Origin of the sequence: Methylobacterium sp. E-065 (genome assembly GCF_022829605.1) — a bacterium.
Taxonomy (GTDB): domain Bacteria; phylum Pseudomonadota; class Alphaproteobacteria; order Rhizobiales; family Beijerinckiaceae; genus Methylobacterium.
This window is the reverse complement of sequence record NZ_JAKSYD010000074.1, coordinates 46,207-63,236: the sequence shown is the minus strand read 5'-3', so window position 1 is coordinate 63,236 and position 17,030 is coordinate 46,207. Positions and strand designations below refer to the sequence as shown.

16 protein-coding genes are annotated in these 17,030 nt (G+C 68.4%); 13 read left to right on the top strand and 3 right to left on the bottom strand.

Annotated features, from left to right (window positions below; translation table 11 throughout):
* The first annotated feature begins 63 nt into the window (after positions 1–63).
* Both MKK84_RS07280 and MKK84_RS07275 read left to right on the top strand, forming a co-directional pair.
* Complete coding sequence (locus MKK84_RS07280) at positions 64–969, top strand: class I SAM-dependent methyltransferase (protein WP_243918089.1); 906 nt, start codon at positions 64–66, stop codon at positions 967–969.
* Positions 966–1,703 (top strand): pseudouridine synthase, encoded by a 738-nt coding sequence (locus tag MKK84_RS07275; protein ID WP_243918087.1) that lies wholly within the window; start codon positions 966–968, stop codon positions 1,701–1,703. Before MKK84_RS07280 ends, MKK84_RS07275 begins: the two co-directional genes overlap by 4 nt.
* An 18-nt stretch (positions 1,704–1,721) precedes the next feature.
* On the opposite strand, the gene MKK84_RS07270 is transcribed toward MKK84_RS07275, so the two are convergent.
* On the bottom strand, positions 1,722–1,979 hold the full coding sequence (locus tag MKK84_RS07270; RefSeq protein WP_243918085.1) for a CCDC90 family protein: 258 nt from the start codon (positions 1,977–1,979) through the stop codon (positions 1,722–1,724).
* 328 nt (positions 1,980–2,307) lie between these two features.
* Between MKK84_RS07270 and MKK84_RS07265 the strand changes: the two genes are divergently transcribed.
* The 3 genes from MKK84_RS07265 (at position 2,308) to MKK84_RS07255 (ending at position 4,682) form a co-directional block, all read left to right on the top strand.
* A complete protein-coding gene (locus MKK84_RS07265) occupies positions 2,308–3,375 on the top strand; it encodes a 30S ribosomal protein S2 (RefSeq protein WP_243918083.1) in 1,068 nt (355 codons plus the stop codon).
* 118 nt (positions 3,376–3,493) lie between these two features.
* A complete protein-coding gene (gene tsf / locus MKK84_RS07260) occupies positions 3,494–4,420 on the top strand; it encodes a translation elongation factor Ts (RefSeq protein ID WP_243918081.1) in 927 nt (308 codons plus the stop codon).
* 115 nt (positions 4,421–4,535) lie between these two features.
* Positions 4,536–4,682, top strand: coding sequence for a hypothetical protein (locus tag MKK84_RS07255; protein ID WP_243918361.1), 147 nt, complete (start codon positions 4,536–4,538; stop codon positions 4,680–4,682).
* 27 nt (positions 4,683–4,709) lie between these two features.
* On the opposite strand, the gene MKK84_RS07250 is transcribed toward MKK84_RS07255, so the two are convergent.
* On the bottom strand, positions 4,710–5,237 hold the full coding sequence (locus tag MKK84_RS07250; RefSeq protein WP_243918073.1) for a metallophosphoesterase family protein: 528 nt from the start codon (positions 5,235–5,237) through the stop codon (positions 4,710–4,712).
* A 347-nt stretch (positions 5,238–5,584) separates the two neighbouring features.
* On the opposite strand from MKK84_RS07250, the gene pyrH reads away from it, so the two are divergent.
* The 4 genes from pyrH (at position 5,585) to dxr (ending at position 9,075) form a co-directional block, all read left to right on the top strand.
* A complete protein-coding gene (gene pyrH / locus MKK84_RS07245; protein ID WP_243918071.1) occupies positions 5,585–6,307 on the top strand; it encodes a UMP kinase in 723 nt (240 codons plus the stop codon).
* A gap of 116 nt (positions 6,308–6,423) precedes the next feature.
* Positions 6,424–6,987, top strand: a complete 564-nt coding sequence (gene frr / locus MKK84_RS07240) for a ribosome recycling factor (protein WP_243918069.1) — start codon at positions 6,424–6,426, stop codon at positions 6,985–6,987.
* Positions 6,988–7,007: 20 nt separating this feature from the next.
* Positions 7,008–7,877: a phosphatidate cytidylyltransferase gene (locus MKK84_RS07235; protein ID WP_243918067.1), complete on the top strand. Its 870-nt coding sequence runs from the start codon at positions 7,008–7,010 to the stop codon at positions 7,875–7,877.
* Between the two features lie 19 nt (positions 7,878–7,896).
* Complete coding sequence (gene dxr, locus MKK84_RS07230) at positions 7,897–9,075, top strand: 1-deoxy-D-xylulose-5-phosphate reductoisomerase (RefSeq protein WP_243918065.1); 1,179 nt, start codon at positions 7,897–7,899, stop codon at positions 9,073–9,075.
* A 9-nt stretch (positions 9,076–9,084) separates the two neighbouring features.
* Here the strand turns inward: dxr and MKK84_RS07225 are convergent, their stop codons facing one another.
* A complete protein-coding gene (locus MKK84_RS07225) occupies positions 9,085–9,723 on the bottom strand; it encodes a TetR/AcrR family transcriptional regulator (protein WP_243918351.1) in 639 nt (212 codons plus the stop codon).
* A gap of 138 nt (positions 9,724–9,861) precedes the next feature.
* On the opposite strand from MKK84_RS07225, the gene MKK84_RS07220 reads away from it, so the two are divergent.
* The 4 genes from MKK84_RS07220 (at position 9,862) to bamA (ending at position 16,986) form a co-directional block, all read left to right on the top strand.
* On the top strand, positions 9,862–11,103 hold the full coding sequence (locus MKK84_RS07220) for an HlyD family secretion protein (RefSeq protein ID WP_243918063.1): 1,242 nt from the start codon (positions 9,862–9,864) through the stop codon (positions 11,101–11,103).
* A gap of 8 nt (positions 11,104–11,111) precedes the next feature.
* A complete protein-coding gene (locus MKK84_RS07215; protein WP_243918061.1) occupies positions 11,112–12,689 on the top strand; it encodes a DHA2 family efflux MFS transporter permease subunit in 1,578 nt (525 codons plus the stop codon).
* A 136-nt stretch (positions 12,690–12,825) separates the two neighbouring features.
* Positions 12,826–13,980 carry an RIP metalloprotease RseP gene (rseP, locus tag MKK84_RS07210; protein ID WP_243918059.1) on the top strand — a complete coding sequence of 385 codons (1,155 nt, stop codon included), beginning with the start codon at positions 12,826–12,828 and terminating at the stop codon, positions 13,978–13,980.
* A gap of 435 nt (positions 13,981–14,415) precedes the next feature.
* On the top strand, positions 14,416–16,986 hold the full coding sequence (gene bamA / locus MKK84_RS07205; protein ID WP_243918057.1) for an outer membrane protein assembly factor BamA: 2,571 nt from the start codon (positions 14,416–14,418) through the stop codon (positions 16,984–16,986).
* Positions 16,987–17,030 lie beyond the last annotated feature (44 nt).

Sequence of the window (17,030 nt, the reverse complement as noted above, 5' to 3'; positions counted from 1 at the left end):
GGTCTTCCCCGCACCGCCGCGGACTTGCGTTCCGGGGCCAGCTCTCCAACGCCCGAATCATTCATGCGACATGCCGTCTACGGCCTGCCGCCGATGGATCTCGCCGAGATCCCCGGCGATGCCGTCCAGGTTTCCCCATTGATTCCCGGTGCCGCGCGGCTCGAGGATCTGTCCGAGAACAGTCTCGACACCGCCACCGTCCTCGCCCCGCCGGGAACGGTGGAGCGGCGCTACGTGCTCGCGCAGGTGCTGCGGGCTCTGGGTCCGGGCGGCCGGATGATCGCCCTGGCGCCCAAGGATCGGGGCGGAAGCCGGCTGGCCAAGGAACTCACCACCTTCGGGTGCGCTGCCGCCGACCAGCCGCGCCGGCACCACCGGATCTGCCGCACCGACCGGCCGCCCGAGCCGGCCGGCATCGCCGAGGCGATCGACGAGGGCAGCCCCCGCCATGTCGACAACCTCGCCCTGTGCACGCAGCCGGGCATCTTCTCCTGGGACCGGCTCGATCCCGGTACGGCCCTGCTCCTGGCGAACCTGCCGGCCTTGAAGGGTCGGGGGGCCGATCTCGGCTGCGGCCTCGGGATACTCGCCCGGGCGGTCCTCGCCTCGGACGCCGTGACCGCGATGACCCTGGTGGAGATCGACCGGCGTGCCGTCGAAATGGCCCGCCGCAACGTCGCCGATCCGCGGGCGACGATCCTCTGGGCCGATATCCGTACGCCCGGGCTCGTGCCCGGCAAGCTCGACTTCGTCGTGATGAACCCGCCGTTCCACGAGGGCGGCGCTGAAGATCAGGCGCTCGGCCGGGCCTTCGTCGCCCGGGCCGCCGAGGTGCTGCGGCCCGGCGGGACCCTGTGGCTCGTGGCCAACGCGCACCTGCCCTACGAGGCGACGCTTCAGGCGGCGTTCCGCAGCGTTGCCGTGACCGTGCAGGCGAACGGCTACCGGGTCTACGAGGCGCGCCGGTGAGCGCGAAGGCGGTTCGGCTGGACAAGCTGCTGGCCAATCTGGGCTACGGCTCGCGCCGGGAGATCCAGAATCTGGCCCGCGCCGGCGCGATCCGCCTCGACGGCGCGGCATGGGCCGATGCGGGGGACCGGATCGCCCTGGATCCCGACTTGCCGGATCGGCTGGTGATCGACGGCGAAGCCCTCGATCCCCTCCCGGGCCTGTGCCTGATGCTGCACAAGCCGCTGGGCGTGACCTGCTCGCACAAGGAGGCGGGTCCGCTGGTCTACGGGCTGCTGCCGGAGCGCTGGCGCCGCCGCGACCCGCCGCTCTCCACCGTGGGCCGCCTCGACAAGGAGACTTCCGGCCTGCTGCTGCTCACCGACGACGGTGCGCTGCTGCACCGGATCATCAGTCCGAAGGCCAATGTGGCGAAGCGCTACCGCGTGACCCTCGACCGACCGCTGACCGGCAGCGAGACAGGGGTCTTCGCCTCCGGCACGCTGATGCTGGAGGGCGAGGAGCGGCCTCTGCTCCCGGTGATACTCGCGGTCGAGGATGCCACTCATTGCGCGGTGACCTTGACCGAGGGCCGATACCATCAGGTCCGCCGGATGTTCGCCGCCGTGGGCAACCACGTGACGGCCCTGCACCGGGACCGGGTCGGTGGGCTGGACCTGCCGGCGGATCTGGCGGCGGGCGCTTATCGCATCATGACGGCGCCCGACGTGGAGGCTGTGTTCGCGGGCGGGTGATTCTGTTTGTGGGCGCCGTCAGTGTGAGGCCCGGGCGAGAGCGATAACCGCACCGATGACCGCGAGGGTTTGAAAGCCGATCAAATCCGCGACCCAGCGCACGATCTCGGACCGGGTCTCCGCCAGTTCGGCGCGCAGATCCGCCTTCGTGACGAGATCACCCTGCAACGCCTCCGCCATGGCATCGGCCAAGCCCTCCGCCTGCTCGCGGGAGAGCTTGGCCTTGTCCCGAAGTGTCCGGGCAAATTTCAGAGTGTCGAACGCGACGGCGGCCATGGGTCGATTTTCGCCGCGCGAGGCAGACTTGGCAAGCTGCCGAACTGTCGACGGGACATCATACGGAGTCGCTTTCGCAGCGAGTCCTGTGCCGAGTCCCGGGCTGCCTGTCGCTTCGCTGCATGCCGCCGGGAAAAGGCGTCGGGCTTCAACCTGATGACAGTCCGAAACGTCGCTGCCTTGCCGCCAACGCCGCACTCTGCTATGGGCCCGCCCATCCCACACGCGGAGCTGGCCTCATGCCTGAATGAGGCGTTTCCGGTGGTCGTCCGACTGCGTCGGGCGGCTGCATCCCTCCGCGGCGGATCCAACCGGAGAGTACACAGATATGGCCGTCGATTTCTCTATGCGTCAGCTCCTCGAGGCGGGCGCCCATTTCGGTCACCAGTCTCACCGCTGGAACCCGAAGATGCAGCCGTACATTTTCGGCACCCGCAACAACATCCACATCATCGACCTCGCCCAGACCGTGCCGGCGCTGCATCAGGCGCTGCAGGTAGTGAGCGACACCGTGGCCAAGGGCGGCCGCGTGCTGTTCGTTGGCACCAAGCGCCAGGCGGCCGACACGATCGCCGAGGCGGCCAAGCGCTCGGCCCAGTACTACGTCAACTCCCGCTGGCTGGGCGGCATGCTCACCAACTGGAAGACCATCTCGGGCTCGATCTCGCGCCTGCGCAAGGTCACTGAGACGCTGGAGACCGGCGGCCCGGGTCTGACCAAGAAGGAGCGCCTGATGCTCTCCCGTGAGAAGGAGAAGCTCGAGAAGGCGCTCGGCGGCATCAAGGACATGGGCGGCGTCCCCGACCTGCTGTTCGTGATCGACACCAACAAGGAGCAGCTGGCGATCAAGGAGGCGAACCGCCTCGGGATCCCGGTCGCCGCCATCGTCGACACCAACTGCAACCCGGACGGCATCAGCTACATCGTCCCGGCCAACGACGACGCCGGCCGCGCGATCGCGCTCTACTGCGACCTGATCGCCAAGGCCGCGATCGACGGCATCTCGCGCGCGCAGGGCTCGTCGGGCATGGATCTCGGCGCCTCCGAGGAGCCGATGGCCGAAGAGCTGCCGGCCAACGACGACGCGGCCGTCACCGTTGAGTCCGATGCTCTCGATCCGGCCGACGTGGCGATGCTCGCTGAGTCGACCGAGCATTTCGAGCTGCTCGCCGCCCCGCGCGGCGCGCCGGACGACCTGACCAAGCTCAACGGCGCCGGCCCGCAGATCGTGCAGAAGCTCAACGATGCCGGCATCTACCATTACTGGCAGATCGCCGCGATGACCGCCGAGGACGTCGCCAAGGTCGATGCCGACCTGAAGCTCAACGGCCGCATCGATCGCGATTCGTGGGTCTCGCAGGCCCGCGGCTTCGTCGAGGCCGCCGCCGCGGCCTGATCCATCGGGAGTTAGCGGCGGCCCCGTTATCGGGCCGTCGCGCTTCCAGCCATACCGGGCCCGGCCGCTCACCCGCGCGCCGGGCCTCTCTCATCCAGACCACACGAAAGGGACCGCCATGGCCAACATCACCGCCGCGATGGTGAAGGAGCTCCGGGAGACGACCGGCGCCGGCATGATGGATTGCAAGGGCGCGCTCAACGAGACGCAGGGCGACATCGAGGCCGCGGTCGACTGGCTGCGCAAGAAGGGTCTCGCCAAGGCCGCCAAGAAGGCCGGCCGCGTCGCCGCCGAGGGCTTGGTCGCCGTTGAGTCCGCCGGCCATCACGCCGCGGTTGTCGAGGTGAACTCCGAGACCGACTTCGTCGCCCGCAACGACGCCTTCCAGGCCTTCGCCCGCGAGGCCGCCAAGATCGCGCTCAACACCGACGGCACGCTGGAGGGCCTCCAGGCCGCTCACTTCCCGGGCGCCACCGAGACGGTCTCCGAGAAGCTGCAGGCCCTGATCGCCACGATCGGCGAGAACATGAACCTGCGCCGGGTCGCCAAGCTCGAGGTCAAGAAGGGCGTCATCGCCTCCTACGTGCACAACCAGATCTCCGAGGGCCTCGGCAAGATCGGCGTGCTCGTGGCGCTCGAGTCCGAGGGCGACGTCGAGGCGCTCTCGGCGCTGGGCCGTCAGATCGCCATGCACGTCGCGGCGACCAACCCGGTGGCGCTCGACGCCTCGGGCGTCGATGCCGCCACTGTGGAGCGCGAGTCGAACATCCTGCGCGAGAAGAACGCCGGCAAGCCCGACCACGTGATGGCCAAGATCATCGAGAGCGGCCTGAAGAGCTACTACAAGGAGGTCACCCTCCTGGATCAGCCCTTCGTGCATGACGGTTCGAAGACGGTGAGCCAGGTTCTCAAGGAGGCCGGCACCAAGGTCGGCGGTCCGGTGACCCTGACGGCCTTCGTGCGCTACGCGCTGGGCGAGGGCATCGAGAAGGAAGACGGTCCGGACTTCGCCACCGAGGTCGCTCAGCAGGCGGGTCGCGCCTGATTTCACCCACCCAATCGGCCTGGGTCACTGGCCTGATTTGTCATTGATCCCCGTCTGGCGTGTGCCAGGCGGGGTTTCATATTCCTGCGCGGATTGGACAGGCCGCACTAGCTGCGTGTTGCGGCGCACACCGCATTTCGCGGATGCACACTACCTTCCCGGCATGGCTTTGAAACCCTTCTCCTACCTGATGATCGGCGCCTTCGCGTCCGGTCTTGTGATGACCGTCGTCGGCGCCCTCGGCGTGCTGACGGGCAGCTGAGAATTGGCGCCGGCGTGGTGGTGCCCTTCACGCCGGCGCTACATCGACCCACACTCCGCCGTCCCAGATCCGAACCGCAACGGTGGCGCAGCCATCCGCGACGGTGATGCGGTTGTTGGCGTTGGGCTCGTTCCCACGCAGGAGCGTCGACGTCGCCGAGCCGGCCTGGACAGCCGGCAGCCGTCTCCGGCAGCCGCGCATCACACCGCGATCGACCGCGTCCGCGGTGGGGTCGTCGTCCAGCGCGAAGCGCGCGTAGTGCCGGTGCAGGTGGCCGGCCAGCGTCAGGCCGACACCGCGGCGGCGGAATGTGGCCAGTGCCAAGTTTGCGCGCCCGACGAGCCGTGTCTCCTCGTCCGAGGGCGGCGGCCTGAACTTGAACAGGTGCTCCGGCATCGCCGCGAGGCGTGCCTCGGTCCGGGCGATCTGACCGCGCCGGATCACCCCATGCGACCAGTCCGGCTCCGGCGCCCAGCGCCGCACCGTGTTCAGGCAGACCACACCGATCTCCGAATCCGTGAAGCTCGGCTCCGTCTCCGGCGCGATAGCGCGCAAGGGGCATCGCGAACCGCTGCAGCAGATCGTAGCGCGAGATGTCGTGGTTGCCGGGCACGCCGATCCAGGGCGGTGACAGGCGGTTCAGGAACGCGCGGGCCTGCGCGAACTCGGACGGGCGCGCCGCCGACGCTGCCGGATTCTGTGTTGATCATTAAGGCGATGCGCATGGATGTCCCGGGCCGGGGGTCGTTTCCGGACCCTTTGCCAGAGCTGCGCGTCGGCCGCGCGTCGGTGATGTTACGACCGACGATCCCCCTCCGATCGCGGTGGGCCCCTCGACGGCGCTCACACGGTTGACGTAGAAGCCACCCGGCTCGCGCGGGGCGGGTCGAACGGGGATCGAGATGCCGGAGACGACGCCATTTCGCCGTATCCTCGTGAAGCTGTCGGGGGAGGCGCTCGCCGCACCGGACGGCTACTGGCTGCATCCGCCGACGCTGGCGGCCTTGGCCGATGACATCGCCCGCACCATCGAGGCCGGTGCCGAAGTCGCCATCGTTGTGGGCGGCGGCAACATGATCCGCGGTGCGCGCATCTCCGCGGCCGGCTGGATCGACCGGGCCACCGGGGATTCGCTGGGCATGATGGCGACCGTCATGAACTCGCTCGCAATCGAGACGGCGTTGAACGCGGCCGGCGTCCAGGCGCGGACTATGTCGGCCGTGTCGATGCCGACGATCTGCGAGACCTATGCTCGTCAGCCGGCTCTGCACCACCTGGACAAGGGTCAGGTGGTCGTGTTGGCCGGGGGCACCGGCAACCCGTATTTCACCACCGACACTGCCGCCGTGCTGCGCGCCGCCGAGCTGCGCTGCGACGCGGTGCTGAAGGCGACGCAGGTCGATGGCGTCTATTCCGCCGATCCGAAGACCGACCCGAACGCCACCCGCTACGACCGCATCACCCACGACGAGGCGATCGCCCGCGACCTGAAGGTCATGGACACCGCCGCCTTCGCGCTGGCCCGGGAGAGCCGCCTGTCGATCGTGGTCGGCTCGCTTCACCCGCCGAGCTCGATCGCCGCGATCCTGTCGGGCGACGCACCCTCCACGCTGGTCGCGCCCTGACGCCGCGGCCGCGATGGGGCCGCGACCGTTTGCGGCCCTGAAAAAATTCGTCCATTGAGGCCGCGACTGCCCGCGCCGGGCGAGAAGATCACGTCAGACGTCTCGGGACGATTCTCATGGCTACACCGGAATTCGACCTCAACGACATCAAGCGCCGGATGCAGGGCGCCGTCGCCGCGCTCTCGAAGGATCTTGGCTCGCTGCGCACCGGGCGCGCCACGCCCTCGATCCTCGATCCGATCCAGGTGGATGCGTACGGCGCGGCGATGCCGATGGCTCAGGTCGCCACGGTGAGCGTGCCGGAGCCGCGGCTCCTGTCGATCTCCGTCTGGGATCGCAGCATGGTGACCGCCGTCGAGAAGGCGATCCGCGAATCCGATCTGGGCCTCAACCCGCAGACCGAGGGACAGACCATCCGGCTCCGCATCCCCGAGATGAACGAGCAGCGGCGCAAGGAGATGGTCAAGGTCGCCCACAAGTACACCGAGGAGGCCCGCGTCGCCGTGCGCCACGTCCGCCGGGACGGTCTCGACCATCTCAAGAAGCTCCTGAAGGACAGCGCGATCTCGGAGGACGACGAGAAGCGCCAGGCCGCCGACGTGCAGAAGGCGACCGACCAGTTCATCGCCGACATCGACGGCGTGCTGGCCTCGAAGGAGAAGGAGATCATGCAGGTCTAAGGCCGCCGGCCGAGACTTTCGTGACCTCCGCAACCGCACCGGCTGCGCCGTCCAAGGCTCCGCGCAAGGGCCGGCGCGAGCTGTGGCTGCGCGTTGCCTCGGGCCTCGTGCTCGGGGCCGGCGTACTGGCGGGGCTGGTCTATGGCGGCTGGCCCTTCGCGGGCATCTGGCTGGCGGCCGGCATCATTGGCTTCGCCGAGTGGATGGCCATGAGCCGGACCGAGCCGCGCGAGGTGCTGATCGCGCTCGGTGCCGCGACGCTTGGTGCGCTCCTGCTCTGCCAGCGCGGCGGCGCCCCGGCACCGGCCTGCCTTGCGGTTCTGATACTTGGCGCCGCCGCCTGTGCCACGGTGGCGCGGACCGGATGGGGCCGGACACGCGCGTTCATCGGCGTGCTCGGCGCCGGAGCCGTCGCGGCGGTGCCGGTGGCCCTGCGCGATGACCCTGCGATCGGGCTCGTTGGACCGGCCTGGATGTTCGCGGTGGTCTGGTCCACCGACATCGCCGCCTACTTCGCCGGCCGGAAGATCGGTGGCCCGAAGCTGATGCCCCGGGTCTCGCCCAACAAGACGTGGTCCGGCGCCATCGGTGGCTTGATCGGTGGCGTCGCGGCCGGGACCCTGGTGCCGGTGGTGGCCGACCTCGCAGGGATGACGTTACCCAGTGCCGCTTCCCTCCCGGTTGTGGCGGGTGTGAGCGCCGTTGCCTCAATCCTGAGCCAAGCTGGCGATCTCCTCGAGTCCGGCCTCAAGCGCCGCTACGGCGTGAAAGACTCCGGGAAGATCATCCCGGGCCATGGCGGCGTCATGGACCGGCTCGACGGATTTTTTGCGGTGGCCGTGCTGGCGGCCGTCTATCTCGCCCTGCGCGGGGTCGGTCTGATTGCGTGACGATGAGGGAGTTGAACCCGTGACCCAGATCGTCACCGTCTTCGGCGCCACCGGCTCGATCGGCCGCTCCACCGCGGACCTGCTCGCCCAGCACGCCGACCGCTTCCGGGTCGGGGCCCTGGTCGGCGGCAAGGATCCCGTCGCCCTGGCTAAGATGGCGCGGGAGCTGAACGCGTCCTTCGCGGCGCTCGCCGACGAATCCGCTGGGCCTGCGCTCGCCGAGGCCCTTTCGGGCTCCGGCATTCCCAACGGGGTAGGGGAGGGCGCCGTCATGGAGGCGGTCGCCCGGGACGCCGATATCGTGGTGGCGGCGGTGAGCGGGGCTGCGGGTCTCAAATCCACCCACGCGGCGCTCCGCCTCGGGCGCACGGTTGCCCTTGCCAACAAGGAGAGCCTCGTCTGCGCCGGCGACGCCTTCATGCGCGACGCCGCGCGCTACGGCGCCACGATCCTGCCGATGGATTCCGAGCACGACGCGCTGAGCCAGGCGCTCGCCGGCCGCCCGCTCGCCGACGTGCGCACCATGATGATCACGGCCTCCGGCGGCCCGTTCCGCACCTGGACCCGCGAGCGCATCGCCGCCGCCTCCGCCACGGAGGCTGCCAACCATCCGACCTGGTCGATGGGCATGAAGATCAACATCGATTCGGCGAGCCTGATGAACAAGGGCCTCGAACTGATCGAGGCGCACCACCTGTTCGGCATCGAGCCCGAGCGCCTCGACGTCGTGGTGCATCCGCAATCGGTGATCCACGGGATGGTCTACTGGCTCGACGGCGCCGTGACCGCCGAGCTGGCGCTGCCCGACATGCGGGTGCCGATTTCGCACTGCCTTGGGCTCGGCGACCGGCTGACCATCGAGCGAGGCCGGCCGCTCGACCTCGTGAAGCTCGGCTCCCTGACCTTCGAGGCTGCGGACGAGGAGCGCTTCCCGTGCTTGCGGATCGCCCGGGCGGCGCTGGCTGCAGGTGGCGCGGCGCCGACTGTGATGAACGCCGCCAACGAGATCGCGGTCGCGGCCTTCATCGCCGGGCGGATCGGCTTCTACGGGATCAGTGATCTGGTCGAACGCGCCTGCACGCATTTCGCTGGCCCGTACCGGACCGCGCCGGCCGATGTCGACGAGGCGTTGGCCATCGACGCCCATGTCCGGGTCTGGAGCGCGGAAGCGCTGCCGGAGCTGCGCGCCGCCGGATAAGTCCGCGCCTTAGTGCCCCGGCCCGTACCCGGCCAGAAACACCCGCACCGCCTCTGCGGTCTGGACCTGCATCCGGGCCTCGCTCGCCTCGCCGCCGGCGGCGAACAGCATGCGCGTGAGCAGGCCGGCCAGGCAAAGATGCAGGAAGTGCTGGGCCGCCAAGGTGGTGTCGGCGATGCGCAGCCGGCCGGCCTGCACCTGCACGTCGAGATAGGCCGCGAGTCGCGACACGCCGCGGGCCGGACCGGCTTCGTAATAGACCTGCCCGAAGTGCGGGAACTTCTCGCAGACGCCGATCACCATGCGGTGCACCGAGATGTGCCGCGGCTGGGACATCTCGGCAAGGAAGCTCATCCCCAGGCGCGTCAGGACGGCCGGGATATCGGTATCGTTCGGATCGAAGGTGAAGAGCGTCTCGGCGAGGCTCGCCTTTTCTTGAACGATCAAGGCTTCGAACAGCGCCTCCTTGCTGTCGAAATACACGTAGAGCGTGCCCTTCGAGACCCCGGCCGCCCGGGCGATCTCGCCCATGCTCGCGCCATCGTAGCCCGCCGACAGGAAGACCGTGCGGGCGCCGTCGAGGATCTGCCGCCGCTTGTCGCCCTCGTGCGGTGCCTGTCCCCGCTCCAGCACCGCGCCCTGCGCCATCATTCCGCTCCGCGTCCGAGACACCGCTTCGCTTGACCGAACCGTTCGGTCAACATAACCTGAAGCCATTCCGGATTCGCGTCAAGGCGGGTCCGATTTTTGACCGAACGGTTCGGTCATTCGATCTGAGGCTCCGAGATGTCCCTTCGCGACGACGCTGATCGGCCGTCTCCCGCCATCGATCTGAGCGAGGAGGAGCGGGCAGAAGGCCCGGCGCCGCGGCAGCCTGCATCGGACGCTGTCCCGGCAGCCGCCCAGACCGGCCCTTCCGAAGCGTCCCGGCCCCGCCGTCGGCCGCTGAGGCGTGCCGTCCTACTCACCGTGCTGGCGGGGCTACTCGGCGGCGGCGCCTATGCGGGCTGGCAATGGTGGACGGTCGGACGCTTCTTCGTCTCGACCGACGATGCCTACGTCCAGGCCGACATCTCCGTTCTGGCCGCGAAGGTCTCGGGCTACCTCGCTGCGGTTCCGGCGGTGAACGGCGTCTCGGTGAAGAAGGGCGACGTGATCGCCCAATTGGACGACGGCGATTACCGCCTCGCCCTCCAGGCCGCGCAGGACAAGCTCGCCACCCAGGAGAGCACCATCGCGCGGATCGCCCGGCAGGCCGAGGCGGCCCAGGCGCAGGTCGCCCAGGCGGCCGCGCAACTCGATGCGACCCGCGCCGACGCGGTCCGCGCCCAGGCGGATTTCGCCCGGTCGACGCAGATGCAGGCCGATTACGTCGCGAAGTCGCGCATCGACCAGACCCGCGCCGATCGCGACCGGACCGAGGCTTCGGTCAAGGCCATGGAGGCCGGCCTGCTGGCGGCCCGCGCCAACGTCGATGTCCTCACGGCGCAGAAGCGCGAGGCCGAGAGCGTCGCGGCGGAGCTGCGCACCGCCGTCGACCGGGCGCGCCGGGATGTGGATTTCGCGGTGATCCGTGCACCGTTCGACGGCGTGGTAGGCAACAAGGCCGTGGAGGCTGGCGCTTACGTGGCGCCCGGCACCCGGATCGCCGCCCTGGTGCCGCTCCAGAGCGTGCGGATCGACGCGAACTTCAAGGAGACTCAGGTCCAGCGCATGCGCCCCGGCCAGCCAGTGACGGTGACGATCGACGCCTATCCGGATCGCCAGATTCAGGGCGTGGTGGAATCGTTCTCGCCGGCCTCCGGCTCGGTCTTCAGCCTGCTGCCGCCCGACAACGCGACCGGCAACTTCACCAAGATCGTCCAGCGCCTGCCGGTGCGGGTGCGGGTGCCGGACGATATCGCCCGCGAGGGTCTGTTGCGGCCCGGCCTGTCGGCGGTGGTGCGCGTCGATACCCGCGCCGGCGCGGACCGCTCGGTGCTCGACCGGGCCGCGCGCGAGCGGCCAATCAGCACCGCGAGCCGGTAAGAACCGCGATGGCCGCCACCGCCGCCCTCGCGCCGGCCCGCGCCGCCGAGCCGCCGCTCGATCGCCGCCGCATGGTGGCGTTCGTCTGCATGGTGTTCGGGATGTTCATGGCGATCCTGGACATCCAGATCGTCTCGGCCTCCCTGAACGAGATCCAGGCCGGCCTATCGGCCTCGGGCGACGAGATCCCCTGGGTCCAGACCAGCTACCTGATCGCCGAGGTGATCTCGATCCCGCTCTCCGGCACCCTGTCGCGGGTGCTCTCGACCCGCTGGATGTTCGCGATCTCGGCGGGCGGCTTCACGCTCATGAGCCTGATGTGCGCGACCTCCTCGTCGATCGGCGAGATGATCGTCTGGCGCGCCGCGCAGGGTTTCATCGGCGGCGGCATGATCCCGACCGTGTTCGCCGCGGCCTTCACGATCTTTCCGCCCTCCAAGCGGACCATCGTGTCGCCGATGATCGGCCTCGTTGCGACGCTCGCGCCGACCATCGGCCCGACGGTCGGCGGCTACCTCACCGACTTGATGTCCTGGCACTGGCTGTTCCTGATCAACGTCGTGCCGGGTATCTTCGTGACGGTCTCGACCTGGATCCTGGTCGATTTCGACCAACCCAATTACAGCCTGCTGGAATCCTTCGACTGGGCAGGGCTCGCCTTCATGGCGGGCTTCCTCGGCTGCCTCGAATACGTGCTGGAGGAGGGGCCGAACCACGACTGGCTGCAGGACGAGACGGTGTTCGCCTGCGCTCTGGTCTGCGGGGTCTCGGGGCTGCTGTTCTTCTGGCGGGTCTTCACGGCGAGGCAACCGATCGTCGATCTGCGCGCCTTCTCGGACCGCAACTTCGCCAGCGGCTGCGTGGCAAGCTTCGTGCTCGGCATCGGCCTCTATGGCCTGACCTACATCTACCCGGTCTATCTCGCCCGGGTGCGCGGCTACTCGGCCCTGATGATCGGCGAGACCATGTTCGTCTCCGGCCTGTTCATGTTCATCACCGCGCCGATCGCCGGGCGTCTCTCGGGCCGGGTCGATCCACGCCTGATGATGGGAGTTGGCTTCACGGGCTTCGCCTGCGGCACCTGGATTGTCACCGGCCTCACCAAGGATTGGGATTTCTACGAGCTGCTGCTGCCGCAGATCCTGCGCGGCTGCTCGCTGATGCTGTGCATGATCCCGATCAACAACATCGCGCTCGGCACCCTGCCGCCGGCCCGGATGAAGAACGCCTCCGGCCTGTTCAATTTGACCCGCAACCTCGGCGGCGCGGTCGGCCTCGCCCTGATCAACACGGTGCTGAACGACCGCTGGGACCTGCACCTCGCCCGGCTGCACGAGCGCTTCAGCTGGTCGAGCAATGCCGCCCTCGAGCGCCTCGACGGCCTGCAGCGCGGCTTCGAGTCCTTCGGCAGCGCGGCCCCCGGCATGGCGCTGAAAGCCATGACCAACACGGTCAGGATCCAGGGACTCGTCATGGCCTTCGAGGACGTGTTCCTCGCCCTGACCGTGCTGTTCCTGGCGATGGCCTGCGCCGTGCCGATGGTCCGGCGCCCGCGCGCGGCAGCTGGAGGCGGGGGCGGCCACTGACGCGGCGGCCCGTCACCCGCGGCGACGATGCGCGAGCCCGCACAGGATTGCGTTGGCGGTGCGCCCCACCGATCTGCTAGGATGTCGGGATGTGCCGGTCCGGGGGGCCGGCGCGGCGACGGCCAGGGATCGGCTTATGGACTTCCTCAACGCGATGAGCGGCACTGCCGGGGGCTTCTTCGGCGCCCTGATCCCGTTCCTGTTCGTGCTCACCGTCGTGGTGTTCGTGCACGAGATGGGCCACTTCCTGGTCGGCCGCTGGTGCGGCGTCGGCGTCCACGCCTTCTCCCTCGGCTTCGGGCCGGAACTCGTCGGGTTCAACGACCGCCGCGGCACGCGCTGGAAGCTCTGCGCCATTCCCCTCGGCGGCTACGTGAAGTTCCACGGCGACGTGAACGGGGCGAGCATGCCCGACCCCGAGGCCGTGGCCCGCATGACCCCGCAGGAGCGGGCGATCAGTTTCCCGACTCAGCCCGTGGGCAAGCGCGCCGCGATCGTCGCCGCCGGACCGGTGGCGAACTTCATCCTGGCGATCGCGCTGTTCGCCGGGGCGATCTGGTTCGGCGGCCGCTATGAATTGCCCGCCCGCGTCTCCTCGGTGGAGCCCAACAGCGTCGCGGCCCAGGCCGGATTCCAGCCGGGCGATGTGATCACCGCCATCGACGGCGAGAAGATCGGCGACTTCAACGCCATGTACCGCACGGTGACGGGCAGTGCCGGGACGCCCCTGACCTTCACGGTGGAGCGCAACGACCAGCCGCTCACCATTCAGGCGACGCCCGCCACCTTCGAGGAGAAGACCCCGTTCGGCCGCCATCGGATCGGCCGGCTTGGAATTCGCTCGCCTGCGGGCTCCGAGGCGCGCCTCGTGCGCTATGGGGCCGTCGATTCCCTCGATCTCGGCGTGAAGGAGACCTACTTCGTCGTCGAGCGCACCTTCTCGTATCTCGGCAAGCTGATGACCGGCCGTGAGTCGGCCGACCAGCTCTCGGGTCCGATCGGAATCGCACGGGTCTCCGGCGAGGTCGCCAAGACCGGCGGCGTCGGTGGCCTCGTCGGCCTGATCGCGCTCCTCTCGGTCTCGATCGGCCTCCTGAACCTGTTCCCGGTGCCGTTGCTCGATGGCGGGCATCTGCTGTTCTACGCCTTCGAGGTCGTCCGCGGCCGTCCGCTCAGCGAGCGTGCCCAGGAGATCGGCTTCCGGATCGGACTCGCCCTGGTCCTGATGCTGATGCTGTTCGCCGCCTGGAACGATATCCTCAACCTCGGCGCGTCCTGGCGGAACACGTGATCCGGAGGGGTTGAGAGCTGTCCTCGAAGCCGTTGGGGATCCTGTCCGCCCTCCACCGAAAAGGGTGCCCCATTCCCGCCGCGATCCGGCCGTGAAGCGGCCTGATCGGCGCCCCGACGAGGGGTCAAAATCCGGTTAATGCGCTGTCAACGGCCGCGCGGGTGGGACGGAAAAGACACGTTTTCACAAACGTTTACGCGTCATTCACCACGATCGCCGGTTTGCCCGAGGCGCGGCCGCATCGTTAAGTGGCGCGAAGGCCACGACCCCCCAAAATCCCCTGACGATGGCCTCCCGCGCGTTTGCTTGGCAGTGGAATCCCGCTAAGAGCTACGCTTGGACCGAAGCCACGCTTGGACCAGGTGACGGGACGACCGATCAACGGTCGCCTAAGACGGGCTAACCCCCGCGACCAGAACAGAAACGGGCGATTGCATGATGTCGTTGACGGGGAAGCCCCGACGTAAGTCGGTGCGGAGAACCATCGTCCTAGTCACTGCGGGTCTGAGCGTCGTCCTGACCGGGGCCGCTCAGGCGCAGCAGATCGTCGTCCAGGGCAACCAGCGCGTCGATGCCGACACGGTCCGGTCCTACGTGACCGGAACGGCGTCAGGCTCCGCCGAGGAAGCCCGCCGTAACCTGCTCGCAAGCGGCATGTTCTCGGACGTGAAGGTCGCCCAGTCGGGCGGCCGCACGGTGGTAACCGTCCGCGAGAACAACCTGATCAACCGGGTGGTGTTCGAGGGCAACAAGAAGATCGAGAAGGCGACCCTGGAAGGGGTGGTCGAGGCGAAGGCCCGCGGGCCCTACACCGAGGCGATCATCAACGCCGACCTCGCCCGCATCCGCGACGTTTACAAGCGCTTCGGCCGGGGCACCGCCAAGGTGACCTACCGGACCGTCGACCTGCCGAACGGCCGCGTCGACGTGATCTACCAGATCGACGAGGGCGATAAGACCGGCATCGTCTCGATCAACTTCGTCGGCAACAATGCCTATTCGGAGCGGACACTGAAGGGGCTGATGAGCTCCTCGGAGATGAACTTCCTGTCGTTCATCAAGACCTCCGACGTCTACGATCCCGACCGCATCACCAACGACCTGGACCAGGTGCGCCGCTACTACCTGAAGAACGGCTATGCCGATTTCCAGGTGGTCAGCGCCGACGCGCGCTATGTCGAGGGCGAGACATCGGGCTACGTCATCACCGTCACGGTGAACGAGGGCGAGCAGTACAAGGTCGGCGCGGTGCAGGTGGATTCCCGCCTGCCCGGCCTCGACACGGTCCAGCTCAACACCGGTGTCGCGACGACGGTGGGCGATGTCTACAACGCCGACGACGTCGAGAAGACGCTGAACAACGTCACCCGCGAAGTGAACCGCGCGGGCTACCCGTTCGCGCAGGTCCGCCCGACCGGTCAGCGTGATCCCGGCAGCCATCAGGTCTCCCTGGGCTTCGTGGTCGAGGACGGCCCGCACGTCTACGTCGAGCGCATTAACATCCGCGGCAACACCCGCACCCGCGACTACGTCATCCGACGCGAGCTCGATATCGCCGAGGGCGATGCCTACAACCGCGTGCTCACCGACCGCGCCGAGCGGCGCCTGAACGGCCTGGGCTTCTTCAAGAAGGTCCGCTTCTCGAACGAGCCGGGCTCCGCGCCCGACCGCGTGGTGATCAACATCGATGTCGAGGATCAGCCCACGGGTTCGTTCTCGGTGGCCGGCGGCTACTCCACCCAGGACGGCATCATCGGCGAGGTCTCGGTCTCCGAGTCGAACTTCCTCGGCCGCGGCCAGTATGTCCGCCTCGCCGGCACCGGCGGCCAGTACTCGCGCGGTGTCGATTTCTCGTTCACCGAGCCGTACTTCCTCGGCTACCGGCTCGCCGCCGGCTTCGACGCCTTCTACAAGTACTCCGACCTGACCCGGTACTCGCGCTACGAGACCACGGTGTATGGCGGCCAGCTGCGCCTCGGCCTGCCGATCACCGAGGAGTTCGGCATCACGCTGCGCTACTCGCTGTACAACACCGAGCTGAAGGTGCCGAACACCCTCAAGCGGCCGTACAACGACTGCTCGGTGCCGATCCCGGGCTACACCGCCACCTACGGGGCGGGCACGATCGACCCGAATACGGGTCGCAACATCGGTGGTCAGGCGGTCTATCCGAACTGTGCCTATGACGGTGAAGCCTCGATCGCCATTAAGGGCTCGCAGGGCAACACGTTGACCTCGCTGGCCGGCCTGACGCTCGCCTACTCGACGCTGGACGTGATCGGTGCGCCCCATAACGGCCTCTACGCCGAGCTGAAGCCCGACGTGGCGGGCCTGGGCGGAGACTCGAAGTTCTTCCGGGTCACCGCCGACGCGCGCTACTACAAGGAGCTCTACGAGGACGTGATCGGCTTCGTCCGCTTCCAGGGCGGCCATATCAGCTCCCTCAACAACGACCCGCTGCGGGTGACCGACGAGTTCTTCCTCGGCCCGTCGCTGGTCCGCGGCTTCGCTCCGAACGGCATCGGCCCGCGCGACGTCGGAATCGCCGACGCCCGCTCGAACGCGATCGGTGGCTCGACCTATATCGGCGGTACCCTCGAAGTTCAGTTCCCGCTGCCAGGCGTGCCGCGCGACCTGGGCCTGAAGGGTGCGCTCTTCGCCGATGCCGGTACGCTGTTCGGCTACAGCAGCAAGCGCGCCTTCGACGTGAACGGCGACAGCTTCATCAACGGTACGGATCCGGCGACCGGGCGCTGCAACTTCAACGCCTACAAGATCGGCGTCGAGCCGGAATGTGTGAACGTCCGCGACAGCGCCACGATCCGCTCCTCGGTCGGTGCCTCCATCCTGTGGAACTCGCCGCTCGGCCCGATCCGCTTCGACTACGCCTACGCGCTGACCAAGGATGAGGGCATCCCGGTCTTCGTGCCGATCCTCGGCAAGTACGGCCATGTCGGTAAGGATCAGACCCAGGCCTTCCGCTTCTCCGGCGGTTCGCGCTTCTGATCAAAATTCCAGGCGCGCCGGTCGGATTACCCCGACCGGCGCGT

Bases quoted from the DNA above. Each gene is read 5' to 3' on its own strand.
- MKK84_RS07215 (WP_243918061.1), top strand. From the start codon at position 11,112: ATGGCCGCCACCGCCGCCCTCGCGCCGGCCCGCGCCGCCGAGCCGCCG.
- MKK84_RS07280 (WP_243918089.1), top strand. From the start codon at position 64: ATGCGACATGCCGTCTACGGCCTGCCGCCGATGGATCTCGCCGAGATC.
- MKK84_RS07225 (WP_243918351.1), bottom strand. From the start codon at position 9,723: ATGGCGCAGGGCGCGGTGCTGGAGCGGGGACAGGCACCGCACGAGGGC.
- MKK84_RS07220 (WP_243918063.1), top strand. From the start codon at position 9,862: ATGTCCCTTCGCGACGACGCTGATCGGCCGTCTCCCGCCATCGATCTG.
- tsf (WP_243918081.1), top strand. From the start codon at position 3,494: ATGGCCAACATCACCGCCGCGATGGTGAAGGAGCTCCGGGAGACGACC.
- MKK84_RS07270 (WP_243918085.1), bottom strand. From the start codon at position 1,979: ATGGCCGCCGTCGCGTTCGACACTCTGAAATTTGCCCGGACACTTCGG.
- rseP (WP_243918059.1), top strand. From the start codon at position 12,826: ATGGACTTCCTCAACGCGATGAGCGGCACTGCCGGGGGCTTCTTCGGC.
- MKK84_RS07265 (WP_243918083.1), top strand. From the start codon at position 2,308: ATGGCCGTCGATTTCTCTATGCGTCAGCTCCTCGAGGCGGGCGCCCAT.
- pyrH (WP_243918071.1), top strand. From the start codon at position 5,585: ATGCCGGAGACGACGCCATTTCGCCGTATCCTCGTGAAGCTGTCGGGG.
- bamA (WP_243918057.1), top strand. From the start codon at position 14,416: ATGATGTCGTTGACGGGGAAGCCCCGACGTAAGTCGGTGCGGAGAACC.
- frr (WP_243918069.1), top strand. From the start codon at position 6,424: ATGGCTACACCGGAATTCGACCTCAACGACATCAAGCGCCGGATGCAG.